The following is a 20226-nucleotide window of genomic DNA, read 5'->3' as shown; positions in this document are numbered from 1 at the left end:
CGGAGCCGCCCTTGACAGACGGGGGCGGGTCCATATTTTCCCGTCCGTGAGGTAACGACCTCGCCCATCGTGGGAGAGAATGCCCGGGAACGGCCCGGCCCAGGTTCTAGGGGCTGGTTCATGCCGTGGTTTTACCTCCTTCTCGCAGGCGTCCTGGAAATCGGTTGGCCCGTCGGGCTCAAGATCGCGCAGTCGTCCGGCTCGCGATGGAGCGGCGTGCTGATCGCCCTGGCGTTCATGGCAGCGAGCGGCTTCATGCTCTGGATGGCGCAGCGCCACATCCCCCTCGGCACCGCCTACGCGGTCTGGACCGGCATCGGCGCCGCCGGCACCTTCCTGGTCGGGATCCTCGCGTTCGGTGACGCGGCCTCGGTCGGCCGCCTCGCGGGCGTTGCGATGATCGTCGGCGGGGTCGTCACGCTCAAGCTGGCGAGCGCCTGAGCGATGGCGCGCGAACTGTCCGCTGCTCCGCGGCGCGACGGCGCCGGGAGCACTGTGCCCGGACGGTGGCGGCTGCTGCGCTGGTTCGCCTCGTCCGCCACGCTGGCCGTGCCTCAGGCCGCGGGACCCGTGGCCTTCTCGCTCGTTGCGCTCAGCCTCCTCGGCGACGCCACCGGCGGCGCCGCGATGATCCTCGCGATGACGCTCGCACAGGTCGCCGGCGCGATCCCGATCACCCGCCTGGGGAGGCGATGGCCGGCGGCGACCGTCCTGAGACTGCTGGTCGCGTTCCGCACGCTGGCGCTCGCCGGGGTCGCGCTGGCGACGCACTACCAGGCGCCCTTCGCCTGGCTGATCGTCTGCGCCGCCCTCGCGGGCTCGGTGAACGGGGCCGCCTACGGTTACCTGCGGCCGCTGCTCAACCACCTGACGCCCGCGTCTCGGCTCCCCCGCGCGCTCGGCGTCGCGGCAACGCTGAACGAGGTGACATTCGTCCTGGCGCCGGTCGCGGCGTCCGGCCTCGGCACGATCTCGCCCGTGTTCGCCGTCCTCGCGCTCACGGTGCTCGGCGCGCTTCCCGCCCTCCTGATCCCGCAGGTGGGCGATACGCACGTGAGGGACCTGCCCACGGCGGAGGCGTCGGTCCTGAGCCCCTCGATCCTGCTGTGGCTCACCTGCGCGGCGGCGAGCGGCGCCACCGTCGCCTCCATCGAGATCGGCGCGGTGGCGCTCGCGCTGAAGTTCGGTTACGAGCCCGCGCTCGCCATCCTGTTCACGGTGCCGCTCTGCCTCGCATCGGTGACGGGCGGGGTCTGGGTCAGCGTGCGCAACCGCATGGCGAGCCGCCGCGCCGTGGTGGCGCAGCTCGCTGTCATGGCAGTCGGGGCGGCACTCGCCGCGTTCGGGGCCTCGCTCGGGACGACGGTCGCCGGCGCCGTCCTCATCGGCCTGGTGCTGGCTCCCCTTGGGACCTACTACACGCTCGTGCTGGACACGCTCGCCCCGCCGCACAAGCGGCCCGAGGTGTTCGCGCTGCTGCGCACGGCGAACGCGCTGGGCGTCATCTTCGCGAGCGCGGTGCTGACGGCGGCGTCCCTCGGAACCGCGCTGACGGTCGTCACGGGCACGATGGTCACCGTCGCGGTCATCGTCGGCTTCGCCTCGATCGCTTCCGGAAGCCGGCAACCGCGGAGCGGTCTGCCTCTCTAGCCCGCCGCCCCGCTGCCCCCTACGGGGCCGGCCGTCAGTCTCCCGGCGTCCGTCGACACCCGCCGGCGCAGGCCCTCGCCGTAACCAATGGTCCGACGGGCGCCACCCCGGAACGCCGCCCGCAGGCGCCGCCGATGCGCCATTCGAGGCACGACAACGCAAAAGGGGCGGCTCCCGGGAGGAGCCGCCCCTTGTCCGTCGTTCGAGCGCGCCGGGCGTCCTAGATCAGGAAGTCGGACTCGCTGAGGTTCGTCACGCCGAGCACCGTGAGGACGAAGTCGGCGTCGCCGTCGCCCGTCACGTCGCCGGTTACGATCGTGTCGCCGCCCTGGACCACGGCCCTGAGCTCGCCGCCGTCACCCGAGAACCCGTCGTTGCCGATGAAGGAGAAACCCTGCACGCCGGCCTCCGACTCGTTGGCGTCGAAGCGGCGCAGCGCGATGATGTCGTTGCCGGTGTCGAAGTCCGTCAGCTCGTCACCGTCCACCTCGGCGGCCGTCCGGTAGTGGAAGCGGTCGTTGCCGTGCCCGCCGGAGATCGTATCGGCGCCGAGGCCGCCGACGAGGAAGTCCGGGGCGTTCTGGCCGAACAGCTTGTCGTCGTCGGCATTGCCGAGGATCTCATCCTTGCCGTTGCCGCCGTAGAGGACGTCGTCGTCCCAACGGCCGCGCAGCTTGTCCTCGGCCTGGTCGCCGTACAGCGTGTCGTTGCCGAAACCGCCGACCAGCACGTCGACGCCCTGCTCGCCGTAGATGATGTCGTCGGCACCGCCGCCGGACAGGACATCACGGCCCGGGCCGCCGTAGATCGTGTCGTCGTCCTGGTTGCCGTTGATCGTGTCGTTGCCCTCGTCGCCCAGGAGATAGTCCCGGCCCGGACCGCCGTAGATCAGGTCGTCGTTGGGGCCGCCGCTGATCTCGTCGTCGCCGGCATCACCGTAGAGGTCGTCGTCGCCGGCGTAACCGTAGATCAGGTCGTCGCCGTTGTAGCCGGCAAGGCCGTCCGGCCCGCTGGAGCCGAAGATGGCGTCGTCCCCGTTCGTCACGGCCATCACGAGCGCGTCGGAATCGCCCGAGGTGAGCGCGTCGAACGCGAAGTTGGCGTCGACGTCGAAGTTGGTCGCGGACACCGCGAGGCGGTGGCCGGCATAATACTCGAAGCCTGTCAGGCTGCCGTGGACGGCGCCGTTCGAGTCGTAGTCGAAGTCGCCGAGGTAGACGGCTCTGTAGTCGCCGTCGCCGATGACGATTCTCCGGCCGTTGTATTCCAGAACGTCCCCGTCTTCGACGGACAGGTCGTACATGTCGAAGGCGAGATATCCGTTGATCCGTGCCACTGTCGCTTCCCGAATTTTGATTTATTTTTATTCAAACGTCGCACAATCGACGTCGTTCCACCACCGCCCGCCCGGCGCGGTTCCGAGCGGGTCTCCGGGACCACGCGCGCTGACGTGACCGGGGCAACAACCGCCAGTCGATAAAAATGCAAAAGCCGCCGGCCCGTGGGAGCCGGCGGCAGAATTGCGTTGCCGTAGAGGGCGCGGGCGACGGATGCCCGCCCGGTCGCTTACGTGGTCCAGACCTGCTCGCGCCGGTCCTCGACGCGCTTTGCCTTGTGGGTGGCGCGCGGCAGGCTGTCGGCCTCCAGGATCGACACCCTGGCGCCGACGCCCGTGACGGCCTTGATGTGGTCCTTCAGCCGCTTGGCGAGTTCCTCGTCGGTGCCGTTGAACCCGACGATCTTCTCCGCCTCGACCGTGATCTGGTCGAGGTGGTTCACCCGCTCGACGACGATCCGGTACTCGCCGGTGAAGTCGTGGTCCTTACGGATGATGGCCTCGACGTCGGACGGGAAGATGTTGACGCCGCGGATCACCAGCATGTCGTCGAGGCGCCCGTGCACGCCCATCAGGCGCTGGCTGGTGCGCCCGCAGGAGCACGTCTCCTCGGTGAACGAGACGATGTCTCCGGTGCGGAAGCGGACCAGCGGGCGGGCGCGCTTCTTCAGCGTCGTCAGCACCATCTCGCCGCGGCCGCCGGGCGGGACGTGCTCGCCCGTCTCCGGGTCGATCACCTCGACGTGGATGTGGTCCTCCGCCCAGTGGAGGCCGTCCTTGGCCTCGCACATGCCCGCGCACGCGCCGAAGATGTCGGACAGGCCGTAGTAGTCGTAGACGTCGGCGCCCCACAGCTCCTCGATGCGCTGGCGCGTCTCGGGGATGGAGCCTCCCGGCTCACCGGCGACGAAGATCTTCTTGATGGCGAGGTCGGTCTTGGGGTCGATCCCCTCCTTCAGCGCCGTCTCGCCGAGGTACCAGGCGTAGGACGGCGTGGTCCACATCGCGGTCGCCTGGAAGGTCTTCAGCATCGTCAGGAGACGTTCGGACGGCACCGTGCCGGCGTGGATCGACAGCGCGCCGATCTTCTGCGCGCCGAGCACGCACGGGCCGCCGATGAAGAGCGAGAAGTTCAGCGAGTGCGCGTAACGGTCGGTCGGCCGGAGGCCCGAGGACCAGAACTGGCGCGCCTCGTAGTCCATCCACTCATCGAAGTCCTCGGCGGTGAACGGCGAGACCGTCGGCACGCCCGTCGAGCCCGACGACGCCGAGACGTACACCACCTGCTCCTCCGGGACGGCGGCGATGTCGCCCAGCAGCGGCAATGCCTCCTGCCGCTCGCGCAGGACGGACTTGTTGATGGTCGGGAACTTCTTGAGGTCCTCGAGGGTCTGGAGGTCGTCCGGCCCGACGCCGGCCTCGTCGAAGCTCTTCTTGTAGTAGGGCGAGTTCTCGTAGGCGTGGCGGAGGTGATCCTTCATCAGGGCCAGCTTCATCGCCTCCCACTCGGCCCGGCTCTGCGTCTCCAGCTTCGGATCCCAGTAGGGCCGGTCGGGAGACGTGGTGTCGTGCTCGCTCGCGGGAGCGAAGCTGGCGCCGGGGTGGTGCTTGTTCATGCGGGTCCTCGTCACAGGTTCTTCGGAGCGGGCCGGCCGGGAGGCAGGCACCGCGCGGCCGGACGGCCGGCTGGGATAAAGGACGGCGTCACGCCGCAAGGGCCACGCGGGCTCGCGCCACGCGCATCCTCGCAGGGCGGGCCGCGCCCGCCGGGCGAACGCGATGCCGTCGCAGACGAGCGCCCCGTCGGGCGGCGCGGCCGATGCCGCGACCGGTGACGGTCCCGCCGGGGCGGACCGCCGTCCTCGCCCGGGACCGCCGGGCGCCCGGCCGGGACGCAGGGCCACGGACGGTGCGCGAGGCTCCGGGTGCGGTCGCGCGAAGCGGTCGCATGAGGCGCTCAAGTTGTCTCATACGTAAAGCAACGTGGCGCCCAATTGAAACATCTCAAGATGGCAAGGGGCGCAAAAGGCCAGCAAAATCCGCCCAAAATGTCAGTTTTTGCAACGAGATAGGGTCTCACGCAGGGCAGCCCCGCAACCTGAGCGCAACCGGCGCCGCGGGGCGACGGGCGCCGCCCCGCCTCGTCCTACTGCCTGTGCCCAGCGAGCTGCGCCTGCAATTCGCGGATCGTCGGGTCCTCCGGGTTCTTCGCCGCCGCCTCGTCGAGGACGGCGCGGACGTCCTCGGCGGTCGACGTCGCCGCGGTGATCCGGGCGAGCATCACCCACGCGTCGATGCGCTGCGGGTCCATCTCCACCACCTCACGGAACGCAGCCGTCGCCGCCGGTATGTTGCGCATGACGAGCGCCATCCCGCCGAGCTGGAGGTGGGTCTCGGGGAAGTCGATGTTGGCCATCATCGCCGCGCGCCATTCCGCCATCGCGCTGGACAGGTTCGCCGCGATCGGGCGTGGCATGCGGGCGATCGGCGCGTCGAGCAGCGCGCGGGCCGCCTCCATGCGGACGGCCCGCGACGGGTCCGCGAGGCTGTCGATCAACGCCAGCACCCGATCCTGCGGGTTCGCCGGCCGCTGCGCCTCGACGGCGGCGGTGCGCATCAGCGGATCCGGGTCGGCGAGGTAGGCGGCGAGGCGCCCGGCGACGTCCGCGTCGCTCCCCTGGCCGAGCATCGACAGCGCAGTGGCGCGGGCGATGTTGGGCACGTTCTCGTCCTCCACCAGCGCCAGCAGGTCGGGGGTCGCGGCGGCGGGGTCGGCCCAGGCCGCCGCCAGCGTGGTGCCGAAGTGCGGCGTGCGATTGCGCGGATCGGGGAAGCGCGTCGCGATCTCCCCGGCGGCCCAGGCCGCGTCGCGGTCGGTGTGGCAGGTGGTGCAGGCGTCCGGCGCGCCGGTGGTGGCGGCAAGGTCCGGCCGCGGCACGCGCAGGGAATGATCGGCCCGCCAGTCGTTGCCCATGTAGACGCGCTCGGGCATGTGGCACGACTTGCACTCCGCGCCCTTGGTGCCCGGTTCGTGGAAATGGTGCGCCGGGCTGTCGTACTCGGTCAGGCGCAGGGTCGGGAAGTCCGGGTTCCCGGCCGGACTGTGGCACTGGGTGCAGACGGCGTTGCCCTCGGCCTTCAGCGTCGCGCTGTGCGGGTCGTGGCAGTTCATGCAGGTCACGCCGCGGGCGTACATCCTGGACTGGAGGAAGGAGCCGAGGACGTAGACCTCGTCCTGGATCTGCCCGTCGGCATGATAGAGGCCCGGCCGCAGCAGCGAGAGGCCGTACGTGTCGTGGTACGGCGTCCCCGGCACCGGGCTGTCGGCGAGGAAGGCCGAGCGGCGGGAGTGGCAGCCGCCGCACTGGAAGATCGTCGCCTCGCCGGAGGAGAACGACTGCGTGAAGCCGAAATGGTCGAGCGGCATGCGCGTCTGCGGCATCGGCTCGCCCTTCGCCCAGGCGAGATGTGCGGAGCCCGGCCCATGGCAGGCCTCGCAGCCCACCCCGATCTCCGCCGCGTCCGACGAGTAGCGGCCCGACGCGGGATCGTAGTTCTTTTCGAAGCCCGTCGCGTGGCAGACGGCGCAGCGGGCGTTCCAGTTCTTGTAGGGGCCGGTCCAGTGGAGCCCGTCGGACGGCGGCAGGTCCAGCTCCGGATAGAGATGGAACCAGCCGCCCTTCTCGGTGTCCCACACCACGTCGAAGCTCTGCAGCCGGCCCGGCTCGGTCTCGAGGAGGTACTGCTGCAGCGGCGCGATGCCGACGACCGAATGGACGCGGTAGTCGGTCGTCACGCCGTCCTTCTCCGTGACGTTGACGTGGTAGGAGCCATCGTCCTCGACCCGGAACCGGGCGGTCATGCCGTCCGCCTCGAAGCTGGTTCCGTCGAAGTCGGCGACGATGGTCTCCGGCGAGGGGCGGGTCCATGCGAGGGCGTGGTGTGAGCCGGTCCAGGCCGCCGTCGCGTCGGCATGGCACGACGCGCAGGCGCTGGTGCCGACGTAGGCCGGCGCCTCGGCGACCGGGGCGTCCTGCGCCGCGGCGGGCAGCACGAGGAGAAGGCACAGGAGAGCGGCTAGTCGGATCATGGGGACCTTAGGGCGCGCCGGGGTTCAAGGGAGGGAGCACGGCGTCGCGATGCCGTGAATTCGTCGTCCTGCGCGCTCCGGCGAGAGCGGCGGCGAGGCGCTGCCACCCCTCCTCCTCGCCGGACGCGGCGCCGGCCTCGTCCGAATAGCGTGCCGCGCCGAGCGCCGCGAGCGCGGCGGCGACGTCCGGGTCGTGGCGCGGGTCGCCCGCAGCCGTCCGCTCGGCCCAGAGGTCGAGCGCGGGACGCAGGGCCGCGTGGTCGCGCGCCCGGACCGTGCGCATGAGGGCATGGTGGGCCTGGCCCTCCGAGGCGCGCCAGGCGGCGATCCGCGCGGCGGCGGCCCTTCGGACAGGCGGGACGATGCGGCGAACGGCGAACGCGACGATCGCCGCCAGCACGGCCGCCGCCCCCGCGATCAGCGCCATGGCCCGCCAGTCGACCGGCTCGTCGTCGGCGACCGGCGGGCCGTCGACATGGACGGCGAAGCCTTCGGCCTCCGCCGTCGCCACGGCCTTCCTGCCGAGGTCGTACCAGCGGATCGACACCGCCGGCGCCTCCCCCTCCCCGCCCCCCTCGGCGAGGAGAGTCACCCGCTCGGTCCGGGTTCCGGAGATCTTGCCGCGGTCGCTCGACTCCGCGAGCACCGGCTCGTCGGGATAGGTGCGCACGCCGCGGATGTCGGTCGGCGGCAGGAGCCGGGGCAGGAACATCGGCGACGTCCCGCGGATCTGCGCCGTCACCGTCCGCACCACGCTGTCGCCGGGCCGCATGGCATCCGGCGTTCCCTCGACGGTCTCCTTCAGCGTCAGCTCCTCGGCGGCGATGAAGGGGTCGAGGTCCTCCGCCCCCGCCGGCACCACCCCGACGAGGGAGACCGGGTCGGTGGTGAGCGCCGCGTTCCGGACGTCGGCCGGCGTGGCGCCCGCGTAGGTCACGAGGATCTGCGAGGGCGCAAGCGCGATGGTGCCCGGCACCATCGGCGACAGGAGATAGCGGCGGGTGACGCCGGACCAGGTCTCCCCGCCGACGGTCTCGCTCGTCGGCCCGGTGGAGGCGACGCGGACCCAGAGGTTCGGCGCCTCGAACGTCGGCCACACCGGCGGTTTCGGCATGAAGCTCGGCACCAGCACGGTGAGGCGCAGCGAGACCGCCTGCCCCGGGATCGCCTCGGTGGCGCTGAGGTCCACCTTGAGGCGCGGCGCCTCCTGCGCGGCGGCCGGGGCCACGAGCAGAAGGAGCGCCAGGCACGCGAGGAGCCGCGCGAACCGTGTCATTGCCGCGCCTCGAGCGCGAAGCGCTGGCGCAGGAAATCGCCGGTGCGGGTGTCCACCGTCGCCATCCACTGGTCGGTGGTGAGGAGGCCGGACGCCCCCTCCTCGGGCGCCTCGATCTCGGTATCGACGCCCCGGCCGGACTCGTTGTCGTAGCGCACCTCGTCGGCGCCGATGCCGCGGTCCTCGCCCGTGTCCGAGGTCTCCTGCATGTGCTCGACGTAGGCGACGATATCCTTTGCCGTGGCGAGGTTCTCGGCTGCGCCGGGATAGTCCGGGTCGCGCGCCAGCACGGTCTCGAAGGCGCGCACGCCGTCCCGGTAGTGGCGCGACTTCAGCGCCGCCATGCCCGTGATGAAGGCCGCCTCGGCCGTCTCGACGCGCGAAAGGACGCTGATCGCCTCGTCGTACTGCCCGTCGCGGTAGAGGGCATAGCCGCGCCACAACGGATCGACGAAGAGCTCCGCCGCGCGGCGATACTGCCGGGAATTGAAGGCGCGCTGCCCCTGCTGGTCCGGCGTGAGGAACCAGTCGACCACGCCCGCCTCGGCCGGGCGGACCGGCGCGATCGCGGCGGCGAGCGCGAGAACCAGCGCCCAGCGCATGGTGAAGCCGCGGCGGAACCAGAAGAGGCCGAGCAGCGCGGCGGGGATGGCAAGCCAGTGGCCCTGATCCTCCCACGGCTGGGCACCGTCCTCCAGCAGCGCCTGGCGGTAGGCCGCGTTGAGAGTGTGCTCGACGCGGCGCACGTCGGACCCGTCCGGCGTGACCGGGACCACCGGCGCGGCGAGCGCGTCGAGGCCGCGGTCGTTGGTCCCCGCCGGCAGCATCGCGAGCACCGCGACGGCCGAGGCCGCCGCGTCGAGCGCCGCGACGTCTGCCGGGTCGAGAGCGTCGGCGACGAAGACGATGCCGCCGGGCCCGTCCTCGCCCCCGAGCAGGCCCTCGGCGGCGGCAAGCGCATCGGCGGCGCGGTCGCCCTCCTGCGGCATCACCTCCGGCGAGAGGCCCTCGAGGTAGGGCACCATCACGCCGGGGTCCTCGGTCATCGGGACCACGACGTGCGCGGTTCCGGCGTAGGCGACGAGCGCCGTCCGGGCGCCTGCGCGCAGCTCCAGCAGGTCCCGGATCTTCTGCTTGCCCCGTTCGAGGCGCGACGGGGCGACGTCGGTCGCCTCCATCGACGGCGTCACCTTGAGCGCGACGACCATCGGCGCGGACTGCGCCGCGAACGGGTCCGGCACGCGCGACCACGTCGGCCCCGCTGCCCCGACAGAAACGAGGAGCAGCACGACGGCGACCCCGTCGATCGGTTCGAGCCGCCGCCGTCCGTGCGCGCCGACGGTGAGCGCGGCGCGCAGGTGCGGCGCGATCCCCTCCGCCGGCACGTCGCGCCGCACGTGCGCCCGGCGCGCCGACCACCACAGGAGGGCGATCACCGGCACCAAGAGGAGCACCCACGGGCGGATGAAATGGAAGGCGTCGACGATGGCGCCGAGGTCGGTCATGCCGCCGCCCTCCGGCGCAGCGTGCCGAAGTGCAGCAGCGCAACCACCGCGGTGCCGATCAGCGCGGCCGCTAGCAGCGGCAGATAGGCCAGCGACTGGCGCGGCCGGTAGGAGATCGTCTCGCCCTCGCGCGGGGTGAGCGCGTCGATCTGGTCGTAGACCTCGGCGAGGCCCGCCTCGTCGGAGGCCACGTAGGCGCCGCCGCCGGTCCGCGCGGCGATGTCCTTCAGCGTGGCGAGGTCCACCCGGTCCTCGCCCGACGCGTTCGGGTCGCCGACGGCGATGGTCGAGATCGTCACGCCCTTCGACTTGGCGATCTCCGCCGCGTTGACCGGGCTCATCCGGCTCGACGTATCGCTGCCGTCCGACAGGAGGATCAGGAGGCGCTGGTCGATGTCGCTCGTCTCGAAGGTGCGGATGGCGAGGCCGATGGCATCGCCGAGCGCGGTGTGCGGCCCCGCCATGCCGACCGCGGTCCGGTCCAGCAGGTCGAGGATGGTGTCGAGGTCCTCCGTCAGCGGCGCCTGCACGTAGGCCTTCGAGCCGAAGACGATGAGCGCCATCCGGTCGCCCTCTCGTCCCTCCACGAAGGTCCGCACGACGTCGCGCACGGCCGCGAGGCGCTGCTGCGGCGCGCCTGTCTCGTCCCTGAAGTCGCGCGTGTCCATGGAGCCGGAGATGTCGATGGCGAGGACGACGTCGCGGGCGGCACGCGTGATCTCCACCGGCGCGCCGACGCGCTCCGGCCGGGCGAGCGCCAGCACGATGAGCGCCCACACGAGGATCGAGGCGAGCATCTGCAGCCGCGAGCGCGACAGGACGACCGCGCCGGGGCCGGGTTCGGCGCCCGCCGTGCCGACGACCTGGCGAAAGAACGGGAAGCGTACCGCCGGCACCTGCTCGCGCCGCGGCGGCACCAGCCACCATACGAGGAGCGGCGCCGGCAGGAGGAGGAGCGCCCAGGGAAGGCCGAGCGAAATCATGACCGCGCCTCCGCCGGCGTCTGCGCCGCCCGTGTCGCGCGGCCCTTTCGGGAGGACGGGCGGACGCGGTGGCGGCGGATCCAGCGAGCAGCGAGCGCGGTCAGCTCCGGCATCGGGGCGGCGTCGCGGCGGTACGGTGCGGCGAGGATGGCCCGGCCGGGGCCTCCGGCGAAGGCGCCACGCCCTCCCGTCGCGTCGAGGAAGGCGAGCCATGCCTCGCCCGAGAGCGAGGCAACCTCGCCGCGCGGCCACGCCGCCAGCGCCGTCCGCCGCAGGATCGCGGCGATCGCCGACGGATCGTCCCCGGCGGCACCGAGCTCGGCGAGGGCGGCGCGGCGGTAGGCGTTGGCGCGCCAGTGCCGCCAGCAGCGCCACGCGGCGAAGAGAAGCGCCAGCGCGAGGACCACGGCGAGGACCGCCCATCCCGCCGTCTCCGGCCGCATGGAAACCGGCGCGGGCTGTAGCGGGTCGACGAGCCGGTCGATCAGCTCGACGAGGCTCCCGGCCTTGAGGGGGGCGTCCTCGCCGTTCATCTCTGCGCGAGCCCCATCAGGCGGCGCATCTGCGGCAGCGTCTCCTCCGCGGCCGTCAGCGGCAGCACCGCGACGCCGAGGGAGCGCTGCCAGTCGAGGATCTCCGCGAGCCGCCCCTTCGCCAGCGCCTTGAGGTCCCGATAGGTCGTGTGGTCGGCGGTGTCGATCTCGGCCTGAAGCTCGCCGTCGGAGACGACGAGCCGCACGCCTTCGGGGACATCGTCCGCGAACGGGTCGGTGACGAGGATCAGCACCAGGTCGTTGTGGCGCGACAGGGCCGACACGAGGCGGTGCGTCTCGTCGTCGACGACGTCGAAGTCGCTCAGCACGATGACGAGGTGGTTGCGGGCGGCGATCCGCGAGACGCTGCGCAGCACCTCCGTCAGCGACACCGGCGGGACGGCGGGCGCGTCTGCGCTCAGGAGCGCGTTGGCGTCCGCGAGCGCGGTCAGGAAACGGTCGAGCGCGCGGCGGCTGCGCTGGGGGCGGACCTCGGCGATCAGCGCGTCGCCGAAGACGATCCCGCCGACGCGGTCACCCTGGTCGAGGATGCGGAATGCGGCGAGCGCGGCCGCCTCGGCGGCGGTGACCGCCTTCATGTTGAGGCGCGAGCCGAAGAACATGGACATGCGCTGGTCCACGACGATGAGCGCCGGACGGTCGCGCTCCTCGGTCATGACGCGCACGTGCGGCGTCCCGGTGCGGGCGGTGACCTTCCAGTCGATGGACCGCACGTCGTCGCCCGGGAGGTAGTCGCGCAGCTCCTCGAAGTTGAGGCCGCGGCCGCGCAACCGCGAGGCGTGGCGGCCGTTCAGCACCGAACGGGCCGGCTGGCGCGGCAGGAAGCTGAGCTGGCGCGCGCGCCCCTCCAGCGCGCGCAGGTGGGAGAGCGTCGCGTGGACGCGCGGATCGGCCTCCCCCGCCGGCGCGGCCGGCGGGAGGGTGCCTGTCCTGATCCGTGCCGCCCGGTCGCGCATCGCCCTTCCCCCCTACGGCAGCGCGACCTGGCGCACGACCTCGGCGACCACGGCGTCCGGCGTGACGCCTTCGCCCTGGGCCTCGTAGGTCAGGCCGAGGCGGTGGCGCATGACGTCCGCCACGATCGCGCGCACGTCCTCCGGGTCGACGTAGTCGCGCCCGGCGAGCCAGGCGTGGGTACGGCCGCAGCGGTCGAGCGCGAGGGAGGCGCGGGGGCTCGCCCCGACCTCGATCCAGCGCTTCAGGTCGTCGCCGTAGGCGTCCGGGACGCGCGTCGCGTTCACCAGATCGGCCATGTAGCGCTCCATCGCGTCGGCGACGTGGATCGCGGCGATCGCGCGGCGGGCGGCGAACACGGCCTCCTGCGCGATGGGCGCGGCCGCCGGTCCGGCCGCGCCGTCCGCCTGCGGCGGCGCGTTGGCGGCGATCTCCTCGCGCCGGACGAGGCGGATCACCTCCACCTCGTCCTCGACGGGCGGATAGGTGATGAGGACGTGCATCAGGAAGCGGTCCATCTGCGCCTCGGGCAGCGGGTAGGTGCCTTCCTGCTCCACCGGGTTCTGGGTCGCCATCACCATGAAGAGCGGCGCCATGGCGTGCGTCTTGCCGGCGACGGTGACCTGGCGCTCCTCCATCGCCTCCAGCAGCGCGGCCTGCACCTTGGCGGGTGCGCGGTTGATCTCGTCCGCAAGCACGATGTTGGCGAAGATCGGGCCGGGCTCGAAGCGGAACGAGCCGCCGCCTTCGGCCTGGAAGTAGACCTCGGTGCCGGTCACGTCCGACGGCAGGAGGTCGGGCGTGAACTGGATGCGGCTGAAGTCGCACTCGAGGTTCTTCGCCAGCGCCTTGATCGCGCGTGTCTTGGCAAGGCCCGGCAGGCCCTCGACCAGCAGGTTGCCGTTGGCGAGGAGGCCGATCAGGAGCCGCTCGATCACCTCGCGCTGGCCGATGATCGCCTCCCCCATCCGCTCCCTCAGCGCGGCGATCGCCGCGCGCGGATCGGCCAGCTCCTGGCTCATGGAACCCCCTCCGGTGCGCCGCCGAGCTCGCCCTCGAGCCGCTCGCGCGCCTGTTTCATTCCCTCGAGGTCCGACAGCTCCGCGTCCGGGAAGTGCGGGTCGAGCCGGCGCAGCGCCTCGAGGATCGCGCACGAGATGACGAGCCTCGAGTACCACTTGTTGTTGGACGGCACGACGTACCACGGCGCGTAGTCGCGCGCGGTGTTGCGGACCAAGTCGTCGTAGGCCGCCATGTAGTCCTCCCAGCGGTCCCGTTCCTTGAGGTCGCCGAGCTCGAACTTCCAATGCTTGGCCTGGGTGTCGATCCGGTCGAGCAGTCGCCGGGCCTGCTCGTCCGCGGTGATGTGCAGGAAGAACTTGAGGACGATGGTGCCGTTGCGGCTGAGGTGCCGCTCGAAGTTGCGGATGCTCTTGAAGCGCTTCTTCCAGAGCGAGGGCTCGTAGGCGACGCGCTGGTTTTCCAGCAGCTCCGGGTGGACCCGCACCACCAGCACCTCCTCGTAGTGCGAGCGGTTGAAGATGCCGATGTGGCCGCGTGCGGGCAGCGCCACCGCGTGGCGCCAGAGGAAGTCGTGGTCGAGCTCCGCGTGGCTCGGCGCCTTGAAGGAGCGGATCTGGAAGCCCTGCGGGTTCATGCCCGTCATGACGTGCTCGATCGCGCTGTCCTTGCCGGCCGTGTCCATCGCCTGGAGGATGATGAGCACCGAGGTCCGGCGCTCGGCGTAGAGCTTCTCCTGCAGGTCGCGCAGCTCGGCGACGTTCGCGGCAAGGTAGTCCTTCGCCTCGTCCTTCACGATGTCGATGCCGTCGTGGTCGAAGGGGTCGACGCTGTCGAGCCGGAAGCTCTTGCCATCGTCGACCCGGTGCCGCGCCGCGAGTTTCGCTACGTCCATGCCCGGTCCCCGCTGTCCTTTGCCATGGAAAGTCTAGGGTCCGGCCGCTGGAAACAAAACCGGCGTCCCGGGGGCCGCCGGCCGCTCTTCTGGGCGCTCGCGATCACTCATCCGGCCAGACCGCCGCCCAGTCCTTCGCCATGTCGACGATCAGCCAGCCGAGCCCCGGCCCCTCGTCGAGGCCGCGCACGAGCTTGCCGACGTTGCTGTCGCGGTCGTAGGCGAACTCACGCTCGGCGTCGGTGTGGTGGACGATCAGGCCGAAGCGCGGACCTTCGCCGGCGGTGGTCCACTGCAGCATCTCGAAGTCGCCGTCCGAGTTGCCGGCGGCGAAGATCGGACGTTTGCCGATGCGCCCGCTGATGCCCACCGGCTTGCCGGCCTTGTCGTCGACGAAGAAGACGCCGGGTTCCTTGATCACCGTCGGGACGCCGTCCACCATCTCGAACTTCGACTTCACGCTGGAGCCGATCACCTGGTTGACGGGGATGTTGTAGGCCTTCTCCGAGAAGGCGCGGATGAAGTCGATCCCGCCGCCGGAGACGATGTAGGTCGAGAAACCCTGGTCCCGCAGGTAGCTGAGAAGCTCCAGCATGGGCTGGTAGACCATGTCCTCGAAGCGCTTGTCCTTCGCCGGGTTCTTCGCCGTGGCGAGCCAGGTGCGCGCATCCTCGATGAACGTCTCCACCGGGAGCCCGGTGTGAGTGGTGTCGATGATCTCGAGGAGCCCCTTCTCACCACTCGCGGCGACGGTCTTCATGTCGCCCTCGGCCGCGGCCTTCAGGACGTCGGACGAAAGCACCGACGGGTCCTTCTCGGCCATCGCCTTCAGCCGGTCGAGCGCGAAGAACGCCTGGACGTACATGGGCTTCTCCGCCCAGAGCGTGCCGTCGTTGTCGAACACCGCGACGCGGTCCGCCGGGGTGACGTAGGTGTCGGCCGCCGGGTCCGTCACGCTGTCGACGAACGCGATGATCTTCGCCTTCGCGTCGGTGTCGTTCCAGGACGGCAGCGGATCGGCCAGCGCCATGCCCGGCAGGACGACGGCCAGCACGATTGCAATCAATCGCATGAAAAGCTCCTCGGAAACGTAGGCGCATCCGCGCGCGGCGGCAGCGCCACCCGGAATGCATGTCGAAACAACAGACCGGAGCCGGACCCGTGGACATGCGTCCGGGCCCCGGCTCCAGCGGGTCGACCCGCGCCGCGGGCACCGCCCGGCCCGATGGGGCCGGGAGATGCGGCGGCGCGTGTCCGTTGGATCAGTGGTTGACGTTCACCGGGGACAGTTTCTCCATCACCTGGTCGAGGCTGAAGCTCGCCGCCTTCTGGCGCGGCGGGAACTCCTGGAAGGTCTCCAGGAATTTCGCCACGTACTGCTGGGCGGGCACCAGCATGTACGCGCGGTCCATCATCCAGTCGTAGTACGTGTTCGACGTCCGGTAGGACCGCTCATACGGGTCGCGGCGCAGGTTGAAGATCAGCGGCGTGCGCAGCACCGTGAACGGCTCGATCCAGGCCCGAAGCGTGCCCCAGGCCTTCTGCTCCATGAAGAGCATCTTCCAGTCGTGCCAGCGCAGCGCCATCAGGTCGCCGTCGTCGGAGAAGTAGAAGATCTCCTCGCGCGGGGACTTGTCGGTCTCGCCGGTGAGCAGGGGCAGGATGTCGTAGCCGTCGAGATGGACGCGGTAGTGCCGTCCGATCGCGTCGTAACCCTCATCGGAGGCGAGCTTGGCCTTGATGTCGGGCTCGCCGGCCATGTCGAGGAAGGTCGGCAGCCAGTCCATGTGGTGCACGATCTCGTTGGTGACCGAGCCGGGCGCGATGCGGCCGGGCCAGCGCACCATCGCCGGCACGCGCCAGCCGCCTTCCCAGTTGGTGTTCTTCTCGGACCAGAAGGGCGTCATCGCCGCGTCGGGCCAGGTGTTCATGTGGGGGCCGTTGTCGGTCGAGTAGAACACCAGCGTGTTGTCGGCGATGCCGAGCTCGTCGAGCTTGTCGAGCAGCTGGCCGACGTGCATGTCGTGCAGCACCATGCCCGCCTGGTATTCGTCGAGATGGCGGCCCGCGATCTCGTCGGCCTTCTGGCGGAAGTCCGGCGCGACGTGGGTGCGGTAGTGCATGTGGGTGCCGTTCCACCACACGAACCAGGGCATGCCCTCTTCGGTCTTGCGCTCGATGAAGTCGATGGCGGCGGCGACGGTCTCGTCGTCGACCGTTTCCATGCGCTTCTTGGTCAGCGGGCCGGTGTCCTGGATCTCGCCGTCGGCGAAGGAGTGGAGCACCCCGCGCGGCCCGAACTTCTCGCGGAAGGTGGAGCCGTCCGGCAGCTTCATGTCACCCGGATAGTCCTCGTTCTCGGGCTCTTCCTCGGCGTTGAGGTGGTAGAGGTTGCCGAGGAACTCGTCGAAGCCGTGGTTGGTCGGCAGATGCTCGTCCTTGTCGCCGAGGTGGTTCTTGCCGAACTGCCCGGTCGCGTAACCCTGTGCCTTCAGGAGGCCGGCGATTGTCGGGTCTTCCTCGCGCATGCCGAGGTCGGCGCCCGGAAGGCCCACCTTGGACAGGCCGGTCCGGAACACCGACTGGCCCATGATGAACGAGGACCGGCCGGCGGTGCAGGACTGCTCGCCGTAGTAGTCGGTGAACATCATGCCTTCGGAGGCGATCCGGTCGATGTTGGGCGTCTGGTAGCCCATGAGCCCCATCGTGTAGGCCGAGATGTTGGACTGTCCGATGTCGTCACCCCAGACGACGAGAATGTTGGGCTTGTCCGTCTGCGGCGCGTTCTGAGCCGAAACGGGGCCGGTCACGAGGCATAGACTCAATGCAACCCATGAAACTCTATTCACGTACGACATAAACATCGAGCTCTCTCCCGCTCTTTCGTTTTCCGGCCTGACCACTATTGGGCCATGTTTGCCGTTTTGGTAGTATAATTGAAATTCGCATAAATTCGCGGCGAGGTTATGGTTACTCGCGAAGATTTGCCTTCGCGATGGCGGAGCCCGGATCCGGGATCACCGAAGGCACCGGCCGGTGCCGTTCAGCCCTGGTAGCCGAACATCCGCGGCAGCCAGAGTGTCAGGCCCGGCAGGAAGATCAGCGCCAGGAGCGCGAGGATCAGGACCGCGAGGAAGGCCCAGATTTCACGGATGATTTCGGCCAGCGGGATCCGCGTCACCGCGTTGATGACGAAGAGGAGGATGCCGTACGGCGGCGTGATCAGCCCGATCATGCAGTTCACTACCGCCACGACGCCGAAGTGGACGAGGTCGATCCCGAGTTCGCGGCAGGTGGGAATGAACAGCGGGATGATGACGAGGATGATCGTCGTGGCGTCGAGAAGGCACCCCAGGATCAGCAGCAGGACGTTCACGCCGAGCATGAAGGCAATCGGCGACACGTCGAGGCCGACCAGAACGGAAGCGAGCTGGCTCGGGATGTTCTCCGACGCGACCACGTAGTTGAGGATCAGCGCCCCGCCGATGACGATGCCCACCGCGGCGGAGGAGCGCGCGCTCTCGACCAGGATCGAGTAGAGCGCCTTTACCGTGAGGGCGCGGTAGAAGACCCCAGCGAGGAGCAGCGCGTAGGCCGCCGCGACCGCCGCCGCCTCGGTCGGCGTGGTGACGCCGCCGTAGATGCCGTAGAGCAGGATCGCCGGCATCAGCAGCGCCGGGAAGGCGTTCGCGGTCTTGCGCGGGAGTTCGGAGAGCGGGACGACCTCGTCGGTCTCGAACCCGCGGCGGGCGGCGATGAGCGAGTTCATCGCCATCAGCACGAGGCCCATCAGGAGGCCGGGCACGATGCCGCCGAGGAAGAGGTAGCCGATGGAGGCGTTCGAGACGAGCGCGTAGAGCACCATCGGGATGGACGGCGGGATGATCGGGCCGATGGTCGCCGAGGCCGCGGTGATCGCCGCCGCGTAGCCGCGCGAGTAGTGGCCCGAGCGCACCATCATGTCGATGATGACCTTGCCGATGCCCGAGGCGTCCGCCACCGCCGAGCCCGACATGCCGGAGAAGATCAGCGAGGCGACGACGTTGACGTGCCCCAGCCCGCCCCGGAACCGTCCGACGACGGCGACGCAGAAACCCAGCAGCCGGTCGGAGATGGTGCCGGCGTTCATGATGTTGGCGGCGACGATGAAGAGCGGTACCGCGAGCAGCAGGAAGCTCTGGTAGATGCCGTCCACCAGCGTCTTGCCGACGATGCCGATCGACTGGCCGTCGGCGGCGACGTAGGCCATCGAGGCGACGATGATCGCGTAGGCAATGGGAACGCCGATACCCGCGAGCAGGAACAGCGTGCCGACGAGGGTGAGGATAGCGACGCTCATTCGTCGGTGATCTCGAGGTGGTGGTGCGGCTCGCGGTCTACGCCGTGGCGGATCGCCTCGTAGGCGCGCCAGCCGTAGCGCAGACCGACGACGGCGAGGAACAGGAAGTAGATCGAGTAGATCGGCAGCATCTTCACCGGCAGCGTCGCCGACGACTTGATCTTGAGGATGCGCATCTTGCCGTAGGTCGGCTCGATGGAGAGCCACAGCGCGGCCATGATGGCGAGCGCGCCCACGACGACGAAGACCCGCCGCACCTGCGGGCCGACCGCGAAGTAGAGGATGTCGAACGAGACGTGGTCGCGTTCACGCACGACGAAGGCGTTGCCGAAGAAGATCGTCCAGAGCCAAAGCACCATGATGAACTCGAGCGTCCAGCCGAAGGACGAAGCGTCCACCACGTCGCCGAACGTCGCGGCGAACCAGGCCGAGCCGACGATATAGCGCACGGCGATCTGGAGGATGAAGACGACGAAGATGGCAGCCATCATCATGGCCGCCACCCCCTCTGTCAGGCGGGAGAAAAGTCGCGCAATCGAACGCATTACGGTGTCCTCCCGCCGCTGGAGTCCTTATTGGCCCTTGCCGAGGGCGTTGACCTTCTCGAGCAGACCCTCGGGCCAGTTCGTCGCGTATTCGGAGTTGAGATACTCCTCCTGCACGTGCTTGCGGAAGGCGTCGACGTCGGGCTCGTAGATCGTCAGGCCGTTCTCCTCGAGGAAGGAGACGAGCTCCTCTTCCTTCTTGAGCTGGTTCTCGCGGCCGTAGTCGGCGGCGGCCCAGGCGGCGTCACGCACGATCTGCTGCTGCTCCTCGGTCAGCTCCTCGAACACCGCCTTGGAGAAGGCGATGAAGTTCCAGTCGACGAGGTGCGAGGTCAGCACGATCTGGCAGGTCACCTCGTAGAACTTGGCGTCGACCACGGTCGGGAGCGGATTGTCCTGCCCGTCGACGGCGCCGGAGGAGAGCGCGGTGTAGACCTCGGTGAAGGCCATCGGCGTCGGGTTGGCGCCGAGCGCGCGGCCGAGGAACTGCCAGGCGTCGGTGCCGGGCATGCGCAGGTTGACGCCCTTGAGGTCGTCCGGCGTCTCCACCTTCAGCTCGTCCGGGCACTGGCGCAGGTTCACCTGGCGCCGACCGAGGTACATCGGCGCCAGCAGGATCACGCCGAGCTCGTCCTCCGCCTTCTGCTTGAAGTCGTCGAACAGCGGCGCGTTGAAGACGTCCACCTGGTGCTGGGCGTCCTGCAGGACGTAGCCGGCGGTGAAGATCGAGAACTCGGGGAAGAAGGTCGCCAGCTCCTGGGCCGAGGTGATCGACATCTCGAGGTCGCCGGTGGCGATCGCCTCCAGTTCGGCGCCCTGGGCGAAGAGGGTGGCGTTGTAGTGCGGCTCGAAGTTCGCGAAGCCCGACACGGCCGGGGCGAACTTCTCCTGAAGCGCGACGGCGCGCTGGTCGGTGTCGGAGCTCACCGCGGACAGGCGGATCTGCACCTTGTCCTGGGCCAGAGCACCGGTGGCGAGAGCGGCAGACAGAACGGCAGTGACAGCGCCGGACAGAAGCCCGCGCTTCAGTGAAGTGCCCATTGGTATCCTCCCAGGTACCTTGATGACTTTGGCCCGGC

General features: G+C 70.0%; 17 protein-coding genes. 2 read left to right on the top strand and 15 right to left on the bottom strand.

Translation table 11 applies throughout. From position 1 onward, the window contains the following. Window positions 1-120: 120 nt before the first annotated feature. Window positions 121-441 (top strand): DMT family transporter, encoded by a 321-nt coding sequence (locus DLJ53_RS07835; protein ID WP_111343757.1) that lies wholly within the window; start codon window positions 121-123, stop codon window positions 439-441. 54 nt (window positions 442-495) lie between these two features. Further along, complete coding sequence (locus DLJ53_RS07830; RefSeq protein WP_244935017.1) at window positions 496-1650, top strand: MFS transporter; 1155 nt, start codon at window positions 496-498, stop codon at window positions 1648-1650. Between the two features lie 220 nt (window positions 1651-1870). Here DLJ53_RS07830 and DLJ53_RS07825 read toward each other — a convergent pair whose 3' ends face one another. The 15 genes from DLJ53_RS07825 to dctP all read right to left on the bottom strand — a co-directional run bounded on the left by DLJ53_RS07825 (window position 1871) and on the right by dctP (window position 20188). Continuing rightward, entirely contained in the window at window positions 1871-2986 is a 1116-nt protein-coding gene (locus DLJ53_RS07825) for a calcium-binding protein (protein ID WP_111343754.1), read from the bottom strand. A 230-nt stretch (window positions 2987-3216) separates the two neighbouring features. Then, window positions 3217-4602 carry a phenylacetate--CoA ligase family protein gene (locus DLJ53_RS07820; RefSeq protein WP_111343752.1) on the bottom strand — a complete coding sequence of 462 codons (1386 nt, stop codon included), beginning with the start codon at window positions 4600-4602 and terminating at the stop codon, window positions 3217-3219. A 530-nt stretch (window positions 4603-5132) separates the two neighbouring features. Further along, on the bottom strand, window positions 5133-7076 hold the full coding sequence (locus DLJ53_RS07815; protein ID WP_111343751.1) for a multiheme c-type cytochrome: 1944 nt from the start codon (window positions 7074-7076) through the stop codon (window positions 5133-5135). A 7-nt stretch (window positions 7077-7083) separates the two neighbouring features. Next, a complete protein-coding gene (locus tag DLJ53_RS07810; protein ID WP_111343749.1) occupies window positions 7084-8352 on the bottom strand; it encodes a BatD family protein in 1269 nt (422 codons plus the stop codon). Next, window positions 8349-9857: a VWA domain-containing protein gene (locus DLJ53_RS07805; protein ID WP_111343747.1), complete on the bottom strand. Its 1509-nt coding sequence runs from the start codon at window positions 9855-9857 to the stop codon at window positions 8349-8351. The genes DLJ53_RS07810 and DLJ53_RS07805 overlap by 4 nt, the downstream gene beginning before the upstream one ends. Continuing rightward, window positions 9854-10840, bottom strand: a complete 987-nt coding sequence (locus DLJ53_RS07800) for a VWA domain-containing protein (protein WP_111343746.1) — start codon at window positions 10838-10840, stop codon at window positions 9854-9856. The genes DLJ53_RS07805 and DLJ53_RS07800 overlap by 4 nt, the downstream gene beginning before the upstream one ends. Continuing rightward, window positions 10837-11373, bottom strand: a complete 537-nt coding sequence (locus DLJ53_RS07795) for a DUF4381 domain-containing protein (protein ID WP_111343744.1) — start codon at window positions 11371-11373, stop codon at window positions 10837-10839. The genes DLJ53_RS07800 and DLJ53_RS07795 overlap by 4 nt, the downstream gene beginning before the upstream one ends. Further along, on the bottom strand, window positions 11370-12350 hold the full coding sequence (locus DLJ53_RS07790) for a DUF58 domain-containing protein (RefSeq protein ID WP_111343743.1): 981 nt from the start codon (window positions 12348-12350) through the stop codon (window positions 11370-11372). The genes DLJ53_RS07795 and DLJ53_RS07790 overlap by 4 nt, the downstream gene beginning before the upstream one ends. Window positions 12351-12362: 12 nt before the next feature. Continuing rightward, a complete protein-coding gene (locus tag DLJ53_RS07785) occupies window positions 12363-13370 on the bottom strand; it encodes an AAA family ATPase (RefSeq protein ID WP_111343741.1) in 1008 nt (335 codons plus the stop codon). After that, window positions 13367-14263: a PPK2 family polyphosphate kinase gene (locus DLJ53_RS07780; RefSeq protein ID WP_111343739.1), complete on the bottom strand. Its 897-nt coding sequence runs from the start codon at window positions 14261-14263 to the stop codon at window positions 13367-13369. The genes DLJ53_RS07785 and DLJ53_RS07780 overlap by 4 nt, the downstream gene beginning before the upstream one ends. Window positions 14264-14366: 103 nt before the next feature. Beyond that, window positions 14367-15335: an HAD family hydrolase gene (locus DLJ53_RS07775; RefSeq protein ID WP_111343737.1), complete on the bottom strand. Its 969-nt coding sequence runs from the start codon at window positions 15333-15335 to the stop codon at window positions 14367-14369. A 190-nt stretch (window positions 15336-15525) separates the two neighbouring features. Next, a complete protein-coding gene (locus DLJ53_RS07770) occupies window positions 15526-17121 on the bottom strand; it encodes an arylsulfatase (RefSeq protein WP_111343735.1) in 1596 nt (531 codons plus the stop codon). A gap of 185 nt (window positions 17122-17306) precedes the next feature. Next, the gene (locus DLJ53_RS07765; RefSeq protein ID WP_111343733.1) at window positions 17307-18602 is read right to left on the bottom strand and encodes a TRAP transporter large permease; all 1296 of its coding nucleotides are present in this window, start codon (window positions 18600-18602) and stop codon (window positions 17307-17309) included. After that, window positions 18599-19096: a TRAP transporter small permease gene (locus DLJ53_RS07760; protein WP_211100548.1), complete on the bottom strand. Its 498-nt coding sequence runs from the start codon at window positions 19094-19096 to the stop codon at window positions 18599-18601. Before DLJ53_RS07760 ends, DLJ53_RS07765 begins: the two co-directional genes overlap by 4 nt. Before the next feature lie 78 nt (window positions 19097-19174). Next, complete coding sequence (dctP, locus tag DLJ53_RS07755) at window positions 19175-20188, bottom strand: TRAP transporter substrate-binding protein DctP (protein ID WP_111343729.1); 1014 nt, start codon at window positions 20186-20188, stop codon at window positions 19175-19177. Window positions 20189-20226 lie beyond the last annotated feature (38 nt).

The sequence above is a fragment of the Acuticoccus sediminis genome, assembly GCF_003258595.1.
Taxonomy (GTDB): domain Bacteria; phylum Pseudomonadota; class Alphaproteobacteria; order Rhizobiales; family Amorphaceae; genus Acuticoccus; species Acuticoccus sediminis.
Note: the sequence above shows the minus strand (reverse complement) of the source record. Positions and strands in the feature narration are given on the sequence as shown.